Origin of the sequence: Streptomyces caeruleatus (genome assembly GCF_001514235.1) — a bacterium.
GTDB classification, from domain to species: Bacteria; Actinomycetota; Actinomycetes; order Streptomycetales; family Streptomycetaceae; genus Streptomyces; species Streptomyces caeruleatus.
Map to the genome: position 1 here is coordinate 579,103 of NZ_KQ948924.1, position 15,101 is coordinate 594,203.

General features: G+C 70.0%; 10 protein-coding genes and 1 pseudogene. 7 read left to right on the forward strand and 4 right to left on the reverse strand.

Translation table 11 applies throughout. From position 1 onward, the window contains the following. Positions 1-547 precede the first annotated feature (547 nt). The 3 genes and pseudogenes from AQJ67_RS50595 to AQJ67_RS02625 form a co-directional block, all read left to right on the forward strand. Positions 548-1,212, forward strand: a pseudogene (locus AQJ67_RS50595) (ATP-binding cassette domain-containing protein); the annotation flags it as partial. A 99-nt stretch (positions 1,213-1,311) separates the two neighbouring features. Further along, complete coding sequence (ddaH, locus tag AQJ67_RS02620; protein ID WP_062716302.1) at positions 1,312-2,088, forward strand: dimethylargininase; 777 nt, start codon at positions 1,312-1,314, stop codon at positions 2,086-2,088. Positions 2,089-2,306: 218 nt separating this feature from the next. After that, on the forward strand, positions 2,307-3,281 hold the full coding sequence (locus AQJ67_RS02625; RefSeq protein WP_062716303.1) for an acyl-ACP desaturase: 975 nt from the start codon (positions 2,307-2,309) through the stop codon (positions 3,279-3,281). Between the two features lie 41 nt (positions 3,282-3,322). Here the strand turns inward: AQJ67_RS02625 and AQJ67_RS02630 are convergent, their stop codons facing one another. After that, positions 3,323-3,616, reverse strand: coding sequence for a WhiB family transcriptional regulator (locus AQJ67_RS02630; RefSeq protein ID WP_062716304.1), 294 nt, complete (start codon positions 3,614-3,616; stop codon positions 3,323-3,325). A 247-nt stretch (positions 3,617-3,863) separates the two neighbouring features. Here AQJ67_RS02630 and AQJ67_RS02635 point away from each other — a divergent pair, with 247 nt between their 5' ends. Next, positions 3,864-4,655 carry a VOC family protein gene (locus tag AQJ67_RS02635; RefSeq protein ID WP_062716771.1) on the forward strand — a complete coding sequence of 264 codons (792 nt, stop codon included), beginning with the start codon at positions 3,864-3,866 and terminating at the stop codon, positions 4,653-4,655. A 29-nt stretch (positions 4,656-4,684) separates the two neighbouring features. Here the strand turns inward: AQJ67_RS02635 and AQJ67_RS02640 are convergent, their stop codons facing one another. After that, positions 4,685-5,719 (reverse strand): LacI family DNA-binding transcriptional regulator, encoded by a 1,035-nt coding sequence (locus tag AQJ67_RS02640; RefSeq protein WP_062716305.1) that lies wholly within the window; start codon positions 5,717-5,719, stop codon positions 4,685-4,687. Positions 5,720-5,871: 152 nt separating this feature from the next. After that, on the reverse strand, positions 5,872-6,873 hold the full coding sequence (locus AQJ67_RS02645) for a multicopper oxidase domain-containing protein (RefSeq protein WP_062716306.1): 1,002 nt from the start codon (positions 6,871-6,873) through the stop codon (positions 5,872-5,874). A gap of 178 nt (positions 6,874-7,051) precedes the next feature. Between AQJ67_RS02645 and AQJ67_RS02650 the strand changes: the two genes are divergently transcribed. The 3 genes from AQJ67_RS02650 (at position 7,052) to AQJ67_RS02660 (ending at position 14,033) form a co-directional block, all read left to right on the forward strand. Beyond that, positions 7,052-9,529, forward strand: a complete 2,478-nt coding sequence (locus AQJ67_RS02650) for a ThuA domain-containing protein (protein WP_208614890.1) — start codon at positions 7,052-7,054, stop codon at positions 9,527-9,529. A gap of 14 nt (positions 9,530-9,543) precedes the next feature. Continuing rightward, on the forward strand, positions 9,544-11,730 hold the full coding sequence (locus AQJ67_RS02655; RefSeq protein ID WP_062716308.1) for an OmpL47-type beta-barrel domain-containing protein: 2,187 nt from the start codon (positions 9,544-9,546) through the stop codon (positions 11,728-11,730). Between the two features lie 71 nt (positions 11,731-11,801). After that, positions 11,802-14,033, forward strand: a complete 2,232-nt coding sequence (locus AQJ67_RS02660) for a HEAT repeat domain-containing protein (protein WP_244190344.1) — start codon at positions 11,802-11,804, stop codon at positions 14,031-14,033. Here the strand turns inward: AQJ67_RS02660 and ligD are convergent. Further along, positions 14,030-15,055, reverse strand: coding sequence for a non-homologous end-joining DNA ligase (gene ligD, locus AQJ67_RS02665; protein ID WP_062716310.1), 1,026 nt, complete (start codon positions 15,053-15,055; stop codon positions 14,030-14,032). The genes AQJ67_RS02660 and ligD overlap by 4 nt on opposite strands. Positions 15,056-15,101 lie beyond the last annotated feature (46 nt).

Here is a 15,101-nt window from a genome sequence, read left to right on the forward strand (position 1 = left end):
AATTCACACCCGAATTCACACCCGGGTTCGCGCCCGGGTTCCTCACCATCGGTGGAGGACGGGAGAACAACCTCAAGGACGTCTCGCTCCGTATCCCGAAAGGCCGGCTGACCGTGTTCACCGGCCTTTCGGGCTCGGGGAAGTCGTCGGTCGTCTTCGACACGATCGCGGTCGAGTCGCACCAGCGCCTGACCATGAACCGGGCACACGCAGAACAGAGTCAGCCGCTTTCGATCACCCGCCGATTGGCCTGCGGTCCTGTTACGTTGCTGTCCGGGCGGCTCCCGCAACCGTCCCGGCGGCCGGGAGGGTCGTCGCGGGACGGGCAAGCCCCGTCAAACTCCCCGGAGCGATCCAGGGGCAGAGTCTCTCGTCCCAGACGGGAGAGAACTCCAGATCGGTGATCCGCGTGCAACGAATACGCGGTAGGGCCCTGCCGGGTCCCCGCACCGGACGGTGCGGTCCAGTTCCCGCCGTTCGCCGCGGGGACCCGGCAGGGCAGGCGTACACGAACAGCGCCGAACTCGACCCGGACAAGCCCGTCGTGGTGCGAAAGATCTTCGCGCGTGGGACGGGCGCCGAGCCGGGGTTCTTCAGCTTCAACTCCTCCGGCGCGTGCGGCACCTGCGAGGGCCGCGGGATCATCCACACCGACCTGGCCTTCATGGATCCGGTGACGACGACGTGCCACGACTGCGAGGGGCGGCGCTTCAGGGACGAGGTGCTGCGGCTGACCGTCGACGGCAGCTCCGTCGCGGACGTCCTGGAGATGACGGCCGAGCAGGCGCTGGGGTTCTTCCAGGACGCGGGCGTACGCCGACGGCTGCGCGCCCTGCGGGACGTGGGGCTGACGTATCTCACGCTCGGCCAGCCGCTCTCCACGCTCTCCGGCGGTGAACGGCAGCGGATCAAGCTGGCGACGCGGCTGCACCGCACGGGAGCGGTGTACGTCCTCGACGAACCGACGACCGGACTGCACATGTCGGACGTCGACGGGCTGCTCGGCTTGCTGGACCGGCTGGTCGACGGGGGCAACACGGTCGTGGTGGTCGAGCACAACCTGGAGGTGGTGGCGCACGCCGACTGGATCATCGACCTGGGGCCGACGGAGGGCGGGACGGGGGTCAGGTGATCTTCGAGGGGACCCCGCGACAGCTCCTCGACGCCCCCGGTTCCTTCACCGCCGAGCATCTCAGGAGGGCCACAGCCTGACTCCGGGGGTTTTGTACGGGCGGGTAACCCCTGCATGATGGCGGGTCGGTGCCCCATGCATCATGGCGCCGACACCTGCCACTGATCCGGAGATCCCTCGTGCCCAGCAAGAAGGCCCTCGTCCGCCACCCCAGCCCGCGCCTCGCCGAAGGGCTGGTGACGCACATCGACCGGGAGAAGGTCGACGTCGACCTGGCGGTCGAGCAGTGGGAGGGGTACGTGGAGGCGCTGCGGGGGCACGGCTGGGAGACGATCGAGGTGGACCCGGCCGACGACTGCCCGGACTCGGTGTTCGTCGAGGACACGGTCGTCATGTACAAGAACGTCGCGCTGATCACCCGGCCCGGCGCCGAGTCCCGGCGCGACGAGACCCTCGGCGTCGAGGAGGCCGTCGCCTCGCTCGGCTGCTCCGTGAACTGGATCTGGGAGCCGGGCACGCTGGACGGCGGCGACGTGCTGAAGGTCGGCGACACGATCTACGTCGGCCGGGGCGGCCGTACCAACGCGGTCGGCGTCCAGCAGCTGCGGGCCGCTTTCGAACCGCTGGGGGCGCGGGTCGTCGCCGTCCCCGTGAGCAAGGTGCTGCATCTGAAGTCGGCGATCACGGCGTTGCCCGACGGAACGATTCTCGGCCGTATCCCGCAGCTGGACGCCCCGTCGCTGTTCCCGCGCTTCCTGCCGGTGCCGGAGGAGTCCGGGGCGCATGTGGTGCTGCTCGGCGGCGGCAAGCTGCTCATGGCCGCGAGCGCGCCGAAGACGGCGGAACTGCTCGCCGACCTGGGCCACGAGCCGGTGCCGGTCGACATCAGCGAGTTCGAGAAGCTCGAAGGGTGTGTGACATGTCTCTCGGTCCGGATGCGTGATCTGTACGCCTGACCGACTGAGCGGAACACTCTTCCAGCCCCGGGACCTGGGGGTCCGGGGGCTTTTCGCATACCCGTGAAGTCGGGCAGAACGGCCGCTGATCAGGGGTCTTTACATCGCTCTTAACCTACGGCTTCGTAACCTACGGGTTCGTAGCCTACGATCCCGTAGGTTGTCGGCAACCGCTCGCCGGTCACCTGCCCCGTGTTGTGCGTCCCCCTGGAGTTCCCGTGACGATCACTTCCCCTCACCTCGGCAGCCCTGCCGTCTGGACCGACGCCCGGCTGTTGTACGCCCTGGAGGAAGTGGTCGAGCAGGAGCTCAACCGGCATCTGAAGGTCGCCAAGGACTGGATGCCGCACGAGTACGTGCCGTGGACGGACGGCCGTAACTTCCCCGGCCTCTTCGAGGACGGCGAGGCCTGGGACAAGGAGCAGTCCAAGGTCACCGAGATCGGCCGGATCGCCCTGGTGGTGAACCTCCTGACCGAGGACAACCTGCCCAGCTACCACCACGAGATCGCCTCGCTCTTCGGGCGTGACGGCGCCTGGGGCACGTGGGTGCACCGCTGGACGGCCGAGGAGGGCCGGCACGGCATCGTGATGCGCGACTACCTGCTCACCTCGCGCGCGGTCGACCCGGACAAGCTGGAGCAGTTCCGCATGTCCCACATGAGCGAGGGCTTCGAGTCGGACAACCGGCACTCGATGCTGCACTCCGTCGCCTACGTCGCCTTCCAGGAGCTCGCGACCCGTATCTCGCACCGCAACACCGGCCACCAGTCCGGTGACCCGGTCTGCGACCGCATGCTGGCGCGCATCGCGACCGACGAGAACCTCCACATGGTCTTCTACCGCAACCTGCTGAAGGCCGCCTTCGAGCTCGCGCCGGACCTCACGATGCAGGCCGTGCGCGACGTGGTCGTCGACTTCCGCATGCCCGGACACGGCATCCCCGGCTTCGAGCGCGCCGCCGCCCAGATGGCCATCGGCGAGGTCTACAACCTCCGCATCCACCACGACGACGTCCTCCAGCCCGTCCTGCGCCACCTGAGGGTCCTGGAGATCGACGGCCTCGGCCCCGAGGGCCAGAAGGCCCAGGAGGAACTGGGCCTGTTCATGGGCGGCCTCGACGCGGAAGCCCTGAAGTTCGACGAGAAGCTCGCGGCCCGGAAGGCCCGCATGGCGGCCCGGGCCGCCGGCTGACGCCTCGGCCCGTCCGGGGGCGGCAGGGGCGCCCCCGGCTCTCAACGTGACATACGCCTGAGTTCCAGTCGTTCCTTCTCCGACAGGCCGCCCCAGACGCCGAAGCGTTCGTCGTTGTCGAGGGCGTACTCCAGACAGGCGGAGCGGATCGGGCACATGCCGCAGATCCGCTTGGCCTCCCGTACGGAGCTGCCCGGCTCGGGAAAGAAGAAGTCCGCGCCGGTCTGTGCGCACAACGCATCCTGCTGCCAGTCCACGTCGGGCGAGGTGATCGTTGTGATCGAATCGATGTGCATGCGCAGGATCGTGCCGGTCGGCGAAAAACGTTCGATCAACGCGGGATCAACGCCGCAGCGCAGGGCCCCCGGCCGACATCGATGGTCTCCCTCCGCGCGGTGCGGCGCACGGCGGCGCGCGGAAACAGTTGAAAGCGAGTAGATCCCCACCGGTCACCCACGGGGATCACCGTGTCGGCTTCAGCCGACGGCGGCACTCCGGCAGCGATTGTCAGTGGGCGGTGCGAGACTCGGCAGAGCAGAGACCGGCAGAGCTGCCAAGGGGACCCTTCCGAGGAGGGCGATGATGCTCACCACTCGTTATGTCACCGGCGCGCCGAACTGGATCGATGTCGGCACACCCGACATCGAGGGCGCCCGCTCCTTCTACGGCGGCCTGTTCGGCTGGCGGTTCCAGCCGGGCGGCCCCGAGACCGGCGGATACGGCCTCTTCCAGCTCGACGGCCGGACGGTGGCCGGCGGGATGCAGACCACCGAGGAGCAGGGCCCGCCGTCCTGGACGGTGTACTTCCAGACGCCGGACGCGGACGCCACCGCGAAGGCGGCCGAGCAGGCGCACGGCTCGGTGCTGGTGCAGCCCATGGACGTGCTGGACATGGGCCGGATGGCCATCCTGGCCGACAAGGCGGGCGTCGGCTTCGGGCTGTGGCAGCCCGGCACCAACAAGGGCCTCGACGTCGTCCAGGACCCCGGCTCGCTGTGCTGGCTGGAGCTGTACACCACGGACGTCCCGGCCGCGGCGGGCTTCTACCACGCGACGCTCGGCCTGGAGACCTTCGCCCTCGACTTCTACGGCGGCACGTACACGACGTTCAGCCCGGCGGCGGCCGGGGAGGACGCCATGTTCGGCGGCGTGGTGGACAAGGCCGACGACCCGGCGGAGGCGGAGGGCCCGGCGTACTGGCTGCCGTACTTCGAGGTCACCGACACGGACGCCACGGCCGCCAAGGCGCAGGAGCTGGGCGGCACGGTCCGGATGCCTGCGACGGATCTGCCGGACGTGGGCCGTATCGCCAAGCTCACCGACCCGTACGGCGCCCGCTTCGCGGTGATCAAGAGCGCGCCCGCGCAGAGCTGAGCCGCCCGGCCGAGGCCCCGTCACACCGGCTAAGCCGATGCGCGTCGGACCAGCGTGGTCGGCAGGACGACACTGGACGGCGCCCCACCCACCCGCTCTCCGGTACGACGGTCGACGCCGCGCAGCAGCAGCCGGGCCATCAACCGGCCCATCTCCTCGATGTCCTGACGGACCGTCGTGAGGGCGGGGTCGGTCTGTTCCGCCACGGGGAGCATGTCGTCGAACCCGACCACCGCGACGTCGTCCGGCACCCGCCGCCCCGACGCACGCAGCACCCGCAGCGCACCGGCCGCGGTGAGGTCGTTGGCGGCGAAGACGGCGTCCAGGTCCGGGCAGCGGGCGAGAAGTTCGCGCATGGCCCGTTCACCGCCGGTCGGCGTGAAGTCGCCCTCGACGATCAGCCCTGGATCGGCGTCGACCATGACGTCCCGGTATCCGTCGAGCCGGTCCACCGCCGACGTCTGGTCCAGGGCGCCGGTGATGTGGGCGATACGGGTGCGGCCGAGACCGGCGAGGTGTCGCACGGCGTCGCGGGCGCCGCCGCGGTTGTCGCTGTCGACGTAGACGACGCCTCGCTGGTCGCCGGACCAGCCGGGCCGTCCGCCGAAGACGGTGGGGACGCCGGCGCGCTGGATCAGTCCGGGCAGCGGGTCGTCGAGGTGCAGGGAGAAGACGAGCGCCCCGTCGACATGGCCGCCGGCGAGGTAGCGGCCGACCCGGGCGTGGTCGTCGCGGCCTTCCGTGAGGAGCAGCACCAGCTGGTTGTCGTGGGCCGTCAACTCCTTGCTGATGCCGCGCAGTTGCCGGGCGAAGAAGGGGTCGGCGAAGACCCTGGTCTCCGGTTCGGCGACCACGACGGCGATGGCGTCGTGCCGTCGGGTCACCAGGCTGCGGGCGGCCTGGTTGGGCACGTACCCGAGTTCCTCCACCGCCTTGCGGACCCGCTCCACGAGGGGTTCGCGCACCCCGTCACCGCCGTTGACGACCCGGGACACGGTGGCCCGCGAGACCCCGGCCCGGGCGGCCACGGCCTCCAGGGTGGGACGCGGGGCGGTTTCAGTCACGGCGCGGCTCCTCGTCGGCGACTGCCGATCAGGATAGCCGTGGCGGGAAGGGGAGGTGAGAGCGCTCTCGGATGACCGGAAACACCCGGAAACCCACGCCGGCGCCGCCACCCGCCGACGGCTCGGAACAACCGTCACCCGGCCGTCGTCCGTCAGTGCTCGTGCCCGGCTCCCGACGCCGCCTCGTGACCGTGTTCATGCGGCTCGTACCCCGGAATCGTTCCGTCCGTCTTCTTCACCAGGAACAGCCCCACCATCCCCATGTCCGAGTGGCTCTGCACATGGCAGTGGTACATCCACGCGCCCGCCCCGACCCCCTCCCCCGCGATCACCTGGAAGCCGAAGGAGTCCGCCGGGCCCACGATCTTGTTGTCGATGACCTGGCTGGGGTCGTCGGGGCCGGTGAGCATGCCGGTGCGGTTGTCGGCCCAACGATGACCGTGCATATGGAAGGTGTGGTAGTACTCGCCGTGCGTGATCATCACGAACTCGACCCGGTCACCCACCGTGGCCTCGAAGTCGGGCCCCGAGTGCGCCGGCTTGTTGTTGATGAGCATGTCGTTGAAGACGATCGTGTGGGTCGCGTCGGGGAGGATGTCGCCCTTGCGGCGGACGATCACCGGGCCGTAGAGGCCCTTGCGGATGCCGCCCGTGCCGTGCTCCGTACCGACGACGTGGTCGTGGTAGTGCCAGTAACCGGCGCTGCCCGCCCGCCAGGTGCCGTCCCCCCGGCGTCCGGGGGCATGGGTGCGCCAGGTGTAGGTGCGGGTGCCGCCGGGCTCGACGTCGCTCTTGTTGAGCTTGGTGCCGTCGCTGGTGATCTCGTAGTCGAGGCCGTGGACGTGCAGGCTGACCGGTACGTCCATCGTGTTCTCGAACTCGATGTGCGCGGTGTCGCCCTCGTTGAGCTCGATCAGCGGGCCCGGGATCGTCGCCTTGCCCTTCTCGAAGCCGTAGCCCATCTGCCCGTCGGCCAGCTTCTCGGCGTACAGCTTGATGTGCCGGACCTCGCCGCCGGCCGGGGCGGTGCGCGGCGCGGCGCCGGCGCTCACGGCCTCGGGTACCGACGCCAAGGACAACGATGTCGCGACGGTCGCACCACCCAGCAGCATGCGCCTGTTGAAGGTACGCCTGTTGACGTTGCGTCTGTTCATGCCGAACTCCCAGCGGCGGTACGGAAATTACGGGGATGAACCGCTGAGACGGTACCGGCCGGTCTCCCGTTTATCCACACTCAGGACAAAGTTGGGCCCAGAACGGCCATAGGTATTGGCGAGTCGTTCAAAGGGGTCTAGCTTCCTTGTCGCTGTTGCTGTGACCGTGGAGGTGCCCATGCGCTTACGAGGGTTGAGCACAAGAAGACAGACCTGGGTGGCCACTGTGACCGCCGGGTTCGTCGCCGCCGGCCTGATGTCCGCCCCGGCCGCCGACGCACGCCCGGCCCCGGAGCCACCCCTGACAACGATGTCCGTGAAGTCGCCACCGGGCGGCGCGAATGTACGGGTGCTCCTCTTCTACGGGTCGGCGGCCGCCGGCGACGAGTCGCCGCTGGTGAACGCCGGTATCGGGGCGATCGAGAAGATCGGCCTGTCGGGTCCGGCCGACCAGCGTTTCAAGGTCGAGGCCACGAACGACGCCTCGGTGTTCACCAATGGGACCAAGCTGGGCCGCTTCAACTCCATCGTCTTCCTCACCGGTGGCGGCGACGTCCTCGACCCCGAGCAGGAGGCGGGCCTGGAGGCCTATATGGAGGCGGGCGGCGGTTTCGTCGGCATCCATGACGCGGCCCGCGCCGAGCCGTACTCGGACTGGTTCACCGGCCTCGTCGGCGCCCGCCCGGCCACCGGGAGCCCGACGACCGTACAGCGGGCCGTCGTCGAGGTCGGCGACCGGCGGCATCCGGCCACCAGGGAACTGCCGGTGCAGTGGAAACGGCCGGACAAGTGGCTGAACTGGGCCAAGAACCCGTCGGGCTCGGTGCACACCGTCGCCCGGGTGCGGGAGGCGACGTACCAGCCGGGTGCGGGCGCCAACGGCTGGGACCATCCGGTGAGTTGGTGCCGTGACTACGACGGCGGCCGCTCCTTCTACACCGGCATGGGCGGCACGGTGTCGTCGTACGACGAGACCGACTTCCGTACGCATCTGCGCGGTGCCCTGCTGTGGACCACCCGGCTCTCGCAGGCCGACTGCAAGGCCACCATCACCGGCAACTACAAGGCCGAGCGCCTCACCCAGCCCAACCAGCCGGGCCGCAACGACCAGATCGGCGAACCGCACGGCCTGGTCACGGCCCCGGACGGGCGGGTGCTCTACATCGGGCGGGGCGGTGCCGACTCCTCCCAGCCGGTGATCACCGACTGGAACAACCCGGACATCGGCAAGGGCCAGGGCGAGATCCATGTCTACGACCCGAAGACCAAGAAGGTCACCCTGGCCGGGGCGTTGACGGTCTTCGGCAACAAGGGCGGCGGCGACGAGCTGATCAAGGTCGAGGAAGGCCTCCTCGGAATCGAGCTCGACCCGCGCTTCGAGGAGAACGGGTGGGTGTATCTGCACTACACCCCGCACTCGCAGCTCGACCGCGACAAGCGGATGGCCGAGCGGCGCGTCTCCCGCTTCACTCTCGACCTGGCCACGAACAGGCTGGACCTGAGCAGCGAGAAGGTGCTGCTCAAGTGGCCGGTTCAGGTGCACAGTTGCTGCCACTCGGGCGGCGGGATGGCCTGGGACTCCCAGGGCAACCTGTACATCGCGACCGGTGACAACAACTCCAGCGGCTTCAGCGGCGGTTACTCGGGCAACAACCCCGAGCCCAACTACAAGGGCGTGTCCTTCGCCGACGCGCGCCGCACCGCCGGCAACACCAACAACCTCAACGGCAAGATCCTGCGCATCCACCCGGAGCCGGACGGCACGTACACGCTGCCGGAGGGCAACCTCTTCACCGGCCGGGAGACCGACGAGGGCGGCGGCAAGACACGCGGCGAGATCTATGTGATGGGCGTCCGGAACCCGGCGCGCATCTCCGTCGACCAGCAGACCGACGTCCTGTACGCGGGCTGGGTCGGCCCGGACGCCTCGGCGCCGTCCACCACCTGGGGACCGGCGAAGTACGACACGTTCGCCGTCATCACCAAGGCGAGCAACCGGGGCTGGCCGTACTGCATGGGCAACAAGCAGCCCTACCGGGACCGCAATCTGCCCGATCCGAGCAAGCCGCTGGGCTGGTACGACTGCGACCACCCGAAGAACGAGTCGCCGAACAACGACGGCCTCGTCAACCTGCCGCCGGTGACCGGCAACAACATCTGGTACTCGCCCCAGGGCGGCGCCCCGGACTTCCCGCGCGACGCGAACGGCGTGCCGTCGTACCAGCAGGAGGAGGCCACCTACGGGCTGCCGTGGCTCAAGGGCGGCGGCCAGGCCGCGATGAACGGGCCGGTCTACCGGTACGACGCGGCGAGCAGCAGCGGGACGAAGTGGCCGGCGTACTGGGACGGCAAGTGGTTCGTCGGTGACTTCTACGACGCCGACCAGCCGCGCAACGCGGTGATCACCGACCCGAAGACCCACGGGGAGGGCGGTCTGCCGGTGCACTCGGAGTCGCTGAAGAAGATCGTGCCGGTCGGCAACGACGGCATCAAGAACCTCATGGACTGGAAGTTCGGTCCGGACGGGGCGCTGTACGTGCTCGACTACGGCCGCGGCTTCTTCACCTCGGACGCCAAGTCGGCGCTGTGGAGCGTGACCTACACGGGCGGCGGACCCACTCCGGCCGTCGACCAGCTGGCCAGGGGGGCGCAGTGACGCGACAACGAAGAATGTGGGCGGCCCTGTTGGCCGCACTGCTCGTGGTGCTCGGCCTGCAGGCCTTTCCCGCGACCGGACAGCCACAGACACAGCAGGTGGCCGCGGCACAGGTCCTCACCTGGACCGCCGGTGACGACATCACGAAGTACGCCTCGGCGCCGGCGACCGCCGTGGCGGGCACGACGACGATCGTCTTCGAGAACAGCACGGCGACCGGCAACACCACCGGGATGCCGCACACGCTGACGTTCGACACGTCCGATCCCGAGTACAACAACGACGTCCAGCTGAACATCCTCGCCAACCCGAACGACGACCAGGGCGGCAAGCACACCGCCGAGGTCACGCTCACCCCGGGCCGGTACCGCTACTACTGCACGATCCCCGGCCACGGGCAGATGCAGGGCATCCTCGTGGTGGCCGAGGGCAGCGGCGAGGACACGACGGCGCCCGAGGCCTCGGCCCACGTCAGCGGGACGCAGAACACCCAGGGCCAGTACGTCGGTTCGGCGAGCGTGGCGATCCACGCGACCGACAACGAGGGCGGATCCGGGGTCGACCGCGTCGAGTACGCGGTCGGTGACGGGGGCGCCTGGACGCCGTACACCACCCCGGTCGTCGTCGACCAGGTCGGCGATCACAAGATCCGTTACCGCGCGCTCGACAAGGCGGGGAACGTCTCGGCGGAGAAGAGCGTCGAGTTCACGGTCGTGGCACCGCAGTCCGACGACACGGCCCCGCCGGAGACGTCGGCGACGGTCAGCGGCGAGCAGAATCCCGACGGGACCTATGTCGCCATGGCGACGGTCACCGTCACCGCCTCGGACACCGGTTCCGGCGTGAACACCATCGAGTACGCGCTCGGCTCCGGCGCCTGGCAGCCGTACACCGCGCCCGTGATGGTGCACGAGGTCGGCAGCCATTCGGTGCGCTACCGGGCCACCGACAAGGCGGGGAACGTCGCGGCCGAGATGAGCGTGCGGTTCACGGTCGTGGCGGCGCCGCAGCCGGACACGACCGCGCCGGTGACCGGCGTGAGCGTGGAGGGCACGAAGAACTCGGACGGGGCGTACGTCGGCAGCGCCAAGGTGACCGTCACGGCGACCGACGAGCACCACGGCTCGGGCGTCGACCGGATCGAGTACTCCCTCGACGGCGGTCCGTATCTGGCGTACGGCACCCCGGTGGTCGTCGACCGCGCCGGCACGCACACGCTCGCCTACCGGGCCACCGACAAGGCGGGCAACACCTCAGCGGCCCGCACGGTGACCTTCACCGTCGTGTCCAGTCAGGTCCCGGCGCCCAACTGCCCCGAGTTCGACGAGCGGTTGACGGTGATCGTCGGCACGGTCGACTCGGGCGTCCCGAACCGGCTCACCAACAGCCGGTGCCGCATCAACGAGTTGATCGAGGACGAGAAGGAGTGGACGTCCCAGGCGCTGTTCCTCAAGCATGTGAAGGCTGTCCTGGACCAGCTCCTGAAGGACGGGGTCGTCGACCAGCGCGAGTACGACGCCATCCGCAAGGCCGCCCGTCAGTCCGGGATCGGCACGCCCGGCCAGACCCAGGGGTACCGCACGATCCTCGACGGCAGCGCGGCGTCGTTCGCCAAGTGGCAGCAGGTGGGCGGTGGTTCGTTCACGCCGAACGGTGACGGCTCGATCACCTCGGGGACGACGAAGGCCGGCCTCGGCATGCTCTGGTTCCCCGAGCGGAAGTACGGCGACTTCTCGCTCAAGCTCCAGTGGCGTGACGACGCCCCGGGCACGGGTAACGCCAACTCCGGTGTGTTCGTCCGCTTCCCGTGGGTCCACGACCACCCCGAGGAGTCGCGGCCCGAGTGGGTCGCCATCAAGTACGGGCACGAGGTGCAGGTGCTCGACCGTCCGGACGGCGACATGTACAAGACGGGGTCGGTCTACGGCTTCGACCGGGTGGGGCTGGCCGGGGCCGGCGTCACCCAGAAGGGCACGTGGAACGACTACGAGATCCGCGTGGTCGACCAGCACTACTCGGTCTACCGCAACGGCGTGCTGATCAACGAGTTCGACAACACCGGCGGCCAGGAGTTCGTCCCGCCCCGCTCGGACGACCCGGGCACGGACGGGCGGCGGTTCGCCTCCGGTTACGTCGGACTCCAGGTGCACGGCACGACGGATGTGGTGTCGTACCGGGACATCCGGATCAAGGAGCTCTGAAAGGTGAGCTGATGAAGCTTTGAAGGAGCTGACCGGGGTTCCCGCCCGGCCCGTTGTCAGTGGCGTACGGCATGCTGTCGATCAGTGGCAGCCGCCGTGCGCCACTGCGCTACGGGAGGAAAGACGTGTTCACGGGGATCGACGACGTCGACTGGGCGTCGATGGGGCATGCGTACACCGACTCGGCGACGGATGTGCCGGACCTGCTGCGGGACCTGGCCTCGGACGACCCTGACTGTCGGGAGACCGCGCTCGACGGTATGTACGGGGCGCTGCATCATCAGGGCGATGTGTACGACAGCACGGTCGCCTGCATACCGTTCCTGTTCGAGCTCGTGACCGCCGAGGGCGTCGCCGACCGGGGCGCTGTCGTGCATCTTCTGTGCAGCATCGCGGGCGAGCGCGAACCCGATCCGGAGGAGATCGGGGGCCTCTTCGAGGACGAGGAGGAGGACGCCGCGTTCGTCCAGCCGTTCCTGGACGCGTGGGCGGCCGTCCGGGGGCGTGCGGACGTCTTCCTCGGGCTTCTGGCTGACCCGGACGCCGGGGTGCGTGCGGCGGCCGCGGCGGCACTGGCCCACGTGCATCCGGATCCGGCACGTGCCCTGGGCGCGCTGCGGGACCGGTTGGCGGTGGAGCGGGATCCGGAGGCCGTGGGCGCGCTCGTCGACGCGATCGGCAGGGTGGGCGCCGGCCACCGGGACGCGCTCGGTGCCGAGGCGGGGGCGGTGCTCCAGGAGGTCGTGGCCGTCGCGTCCCACCCGGAGCAGCGGCTGGCAGGGCTGGTCCAGCTGGCGCGCTGCGAGGTCACCGCACTGCCCGAGGACCTGGCGGAGACCGTCCTGGACATCATGCGGCTCGCGCACGAGCAGGAAGAGGCAGAGCAGGAAGAGGCAGAGCAGGAAGAGGCAGAGCAGGAGGAGGCTGAGCGGGAGGAGGTTGAGCGGGAAGAGGCCGGGCAGACCGAGGCGGAACAGGAGCGGCCCCGTACGGACACGATGGTGTCGTACCTGCGCGAGCTGGAGGCCACGCAGCGCCGTGGCGTCGACGCGTCGAGGGCCGGCGACCTGCTGGAGGAGCTGCACCGGGCGCTCGGCGATCACACGGAGCCGAGATTCGACCTCCTCGTCGGGCAGTTGCAGACCCCGGACTGGGGCCAGCGGATGGCCGCCGTCGACATGGCGGGCACGCTGCTGACGGGGTGGCGGGCCCCCGACGACCTGCCGGTCGCGCTGCTCGCCCGCCAGTTGGTCGAGGACGAGCCCCGGCTGTCGGAGCGGGCCCTGACCGAGCTGGGCCATGTGGCCCCGATCGCGCGGGTCGTCGGCGACGTCCTCGCGGTGTGCGTGCGGGAGTGGGACGACAGCTGGGAGCCGGCTGACTGGGAGGAGACTCTCTTCGGCAGGGCGCTGAAGGCGCTCGCGCTTCAGGGCGACGAGCGGGCCGTGCCCGCGCTGATCGAGGTGCTGGCGCGGGAGGGCACCGTCCCGGAGGGTCTGGGCACGTGGGTCGAGCGGATCGGGGCCGAGGGCGCGGCTGCTCTGGGGCCGGAGCTGCACCGCCGGCTCGCGGCACTGCCGTCCGGGCACGGCGGTCCCGCACGGGAGCGGCTGGTCGACGCGCTCGGTGCGCTCACCCGCCCCGAGTCCCTGCCGCTCCTGGTCGAGATGATCGAGCCCGGGATCGGACGCATGAGCCTGTGGTCACTGGCGCGTGCCCTCACCCGGTACGGGTCGGCGGGCGCCGAAGCGGGCCCGCGGTTGCGGGAGTTGGTCGACTCACCGTCGGTGCCGCTGGAGATCCGGCTGGACGCGGCAGCCGCGCTGACCGCGGTCGACGGTGGCGGGGAACCCCTCCTGCCCCTGGTCCGGCGGGGGCTGGAGTCGGACAAGTGGTTGGAGCTGTCGCCCGCCCTGAGGGCCGCGACCGCGCTGGGCCCGGTCGCCGCGCCGCTGGCTCCGCGGCTGCGGAGGCTGCTCGCGACGCACGACACGCACATGGACGTGCTCGTGGCGCTGTGGAAGGCCGCGCGGGACGTGGACGAGGTGCTGCCGATGCTGCTCGACAAGTGGGCGGCCTTTCCGGGCACCCGACCGGCCGTCACCGCCTGCCTGATGGAAATGGGGCTTGCCGCCGCTCCGGCGCTCCCCCTGATACGTGCGGAGCTGGCCTGCCCGCGCCGCCACAGCAACGACCGCCGTGACGACGGCAGTTCCGCCATGAGCATGCGCCATGACGTCGCCGCGGACGAGAGGCTGCTGAGGGACTGCCGTCGGCTGCTGGCTCTCGCCGGGCCGTCCTAGCCGGTCCCGCCCGGTTCCTTCTTCGCCCGGCTCGGCTGTACCCGCTTGGGTTCCCCCGGCATCTTCGGATACTCCGGCGGGTACGGCAGATCTCCGAGCCCGTGGTCGCGTTCGTCCTTGTTGGCCAGCTCCAGCAGCGCGTCCAGCGCGAAGCGGTGGTCGTCCATGTCGGCGTGCACGTCGCCGAGTTCGGCGAAACGCGCGGGCATGGTCGCGATGTCGAAGTCCTGGGGGTGGGCGGTCCCGACCTCCTCCCAGCGCAGGGGCGCCGAGACGGGGGCGTGCGGGCGGGGCCGTACGGAGTAGGCGGAGGCGATGGTGCGGTCGCGGGCCGTCTGGTTGTAGTCGATGAAGATGCGCTCGCCCCGCTCCTCCTTCCACCACTTGATCGTCACGTGTTCCGGCATCCGGCGTTCCATCTCCCGGCCGACCGCGATGGCGGCGCGGCGGACCTGGGTGAAGGTCCAGCGTGGCTCGATGGGCACGAAGACATGCAGGCCGCGCCCGCCGGAGGTCTTGGGCCAGCCGCGCAGACCGCCGAACTCGTCCAGGACAGCGCGCAGTTCATGGGCGGCGCGGACGGCGTCGTCGAAGTCGGTGCCAGGCTGGGGGTCGAGGTCGATGCGGAGTTCGTCGGGGCGGTCGACGTCGTCGCGGCGCACCGGCCACGGGTGGAAGGTGAGCGTGCCGTACTGGGCGGCCCACAGGACGGCGGCCTCCTCGGTGGGGCACATCTCGTCGGCGCTGCGGCCGCTGGGGAAGGTGATGTGGGCGGTGGGGATCCAGTCGGGCATGCTCTTGGGCGCCCGCTTCTGGTAGAACCACTCGCCGGTCACGCCGTCCGGGTAGCGCTCCAGGGTGGTGGGTCGGTCGCGCAGGGCGCGCAGGATGCCGGGGCCGACGGCGATGTAGTAGCGGGCGAGGTCCAGCTTGGTGTATCCGGGCTCGGGGAAGAAGACCTTGCCCGGGTTGGACAGGCGCACGGTCCGGCCGCCCGCCTGGAGTTCCACCGCTTCGCCCATGCGAGCCACGGTAGGCGTACGCCGCACACCTCGCACACCGGGCGTC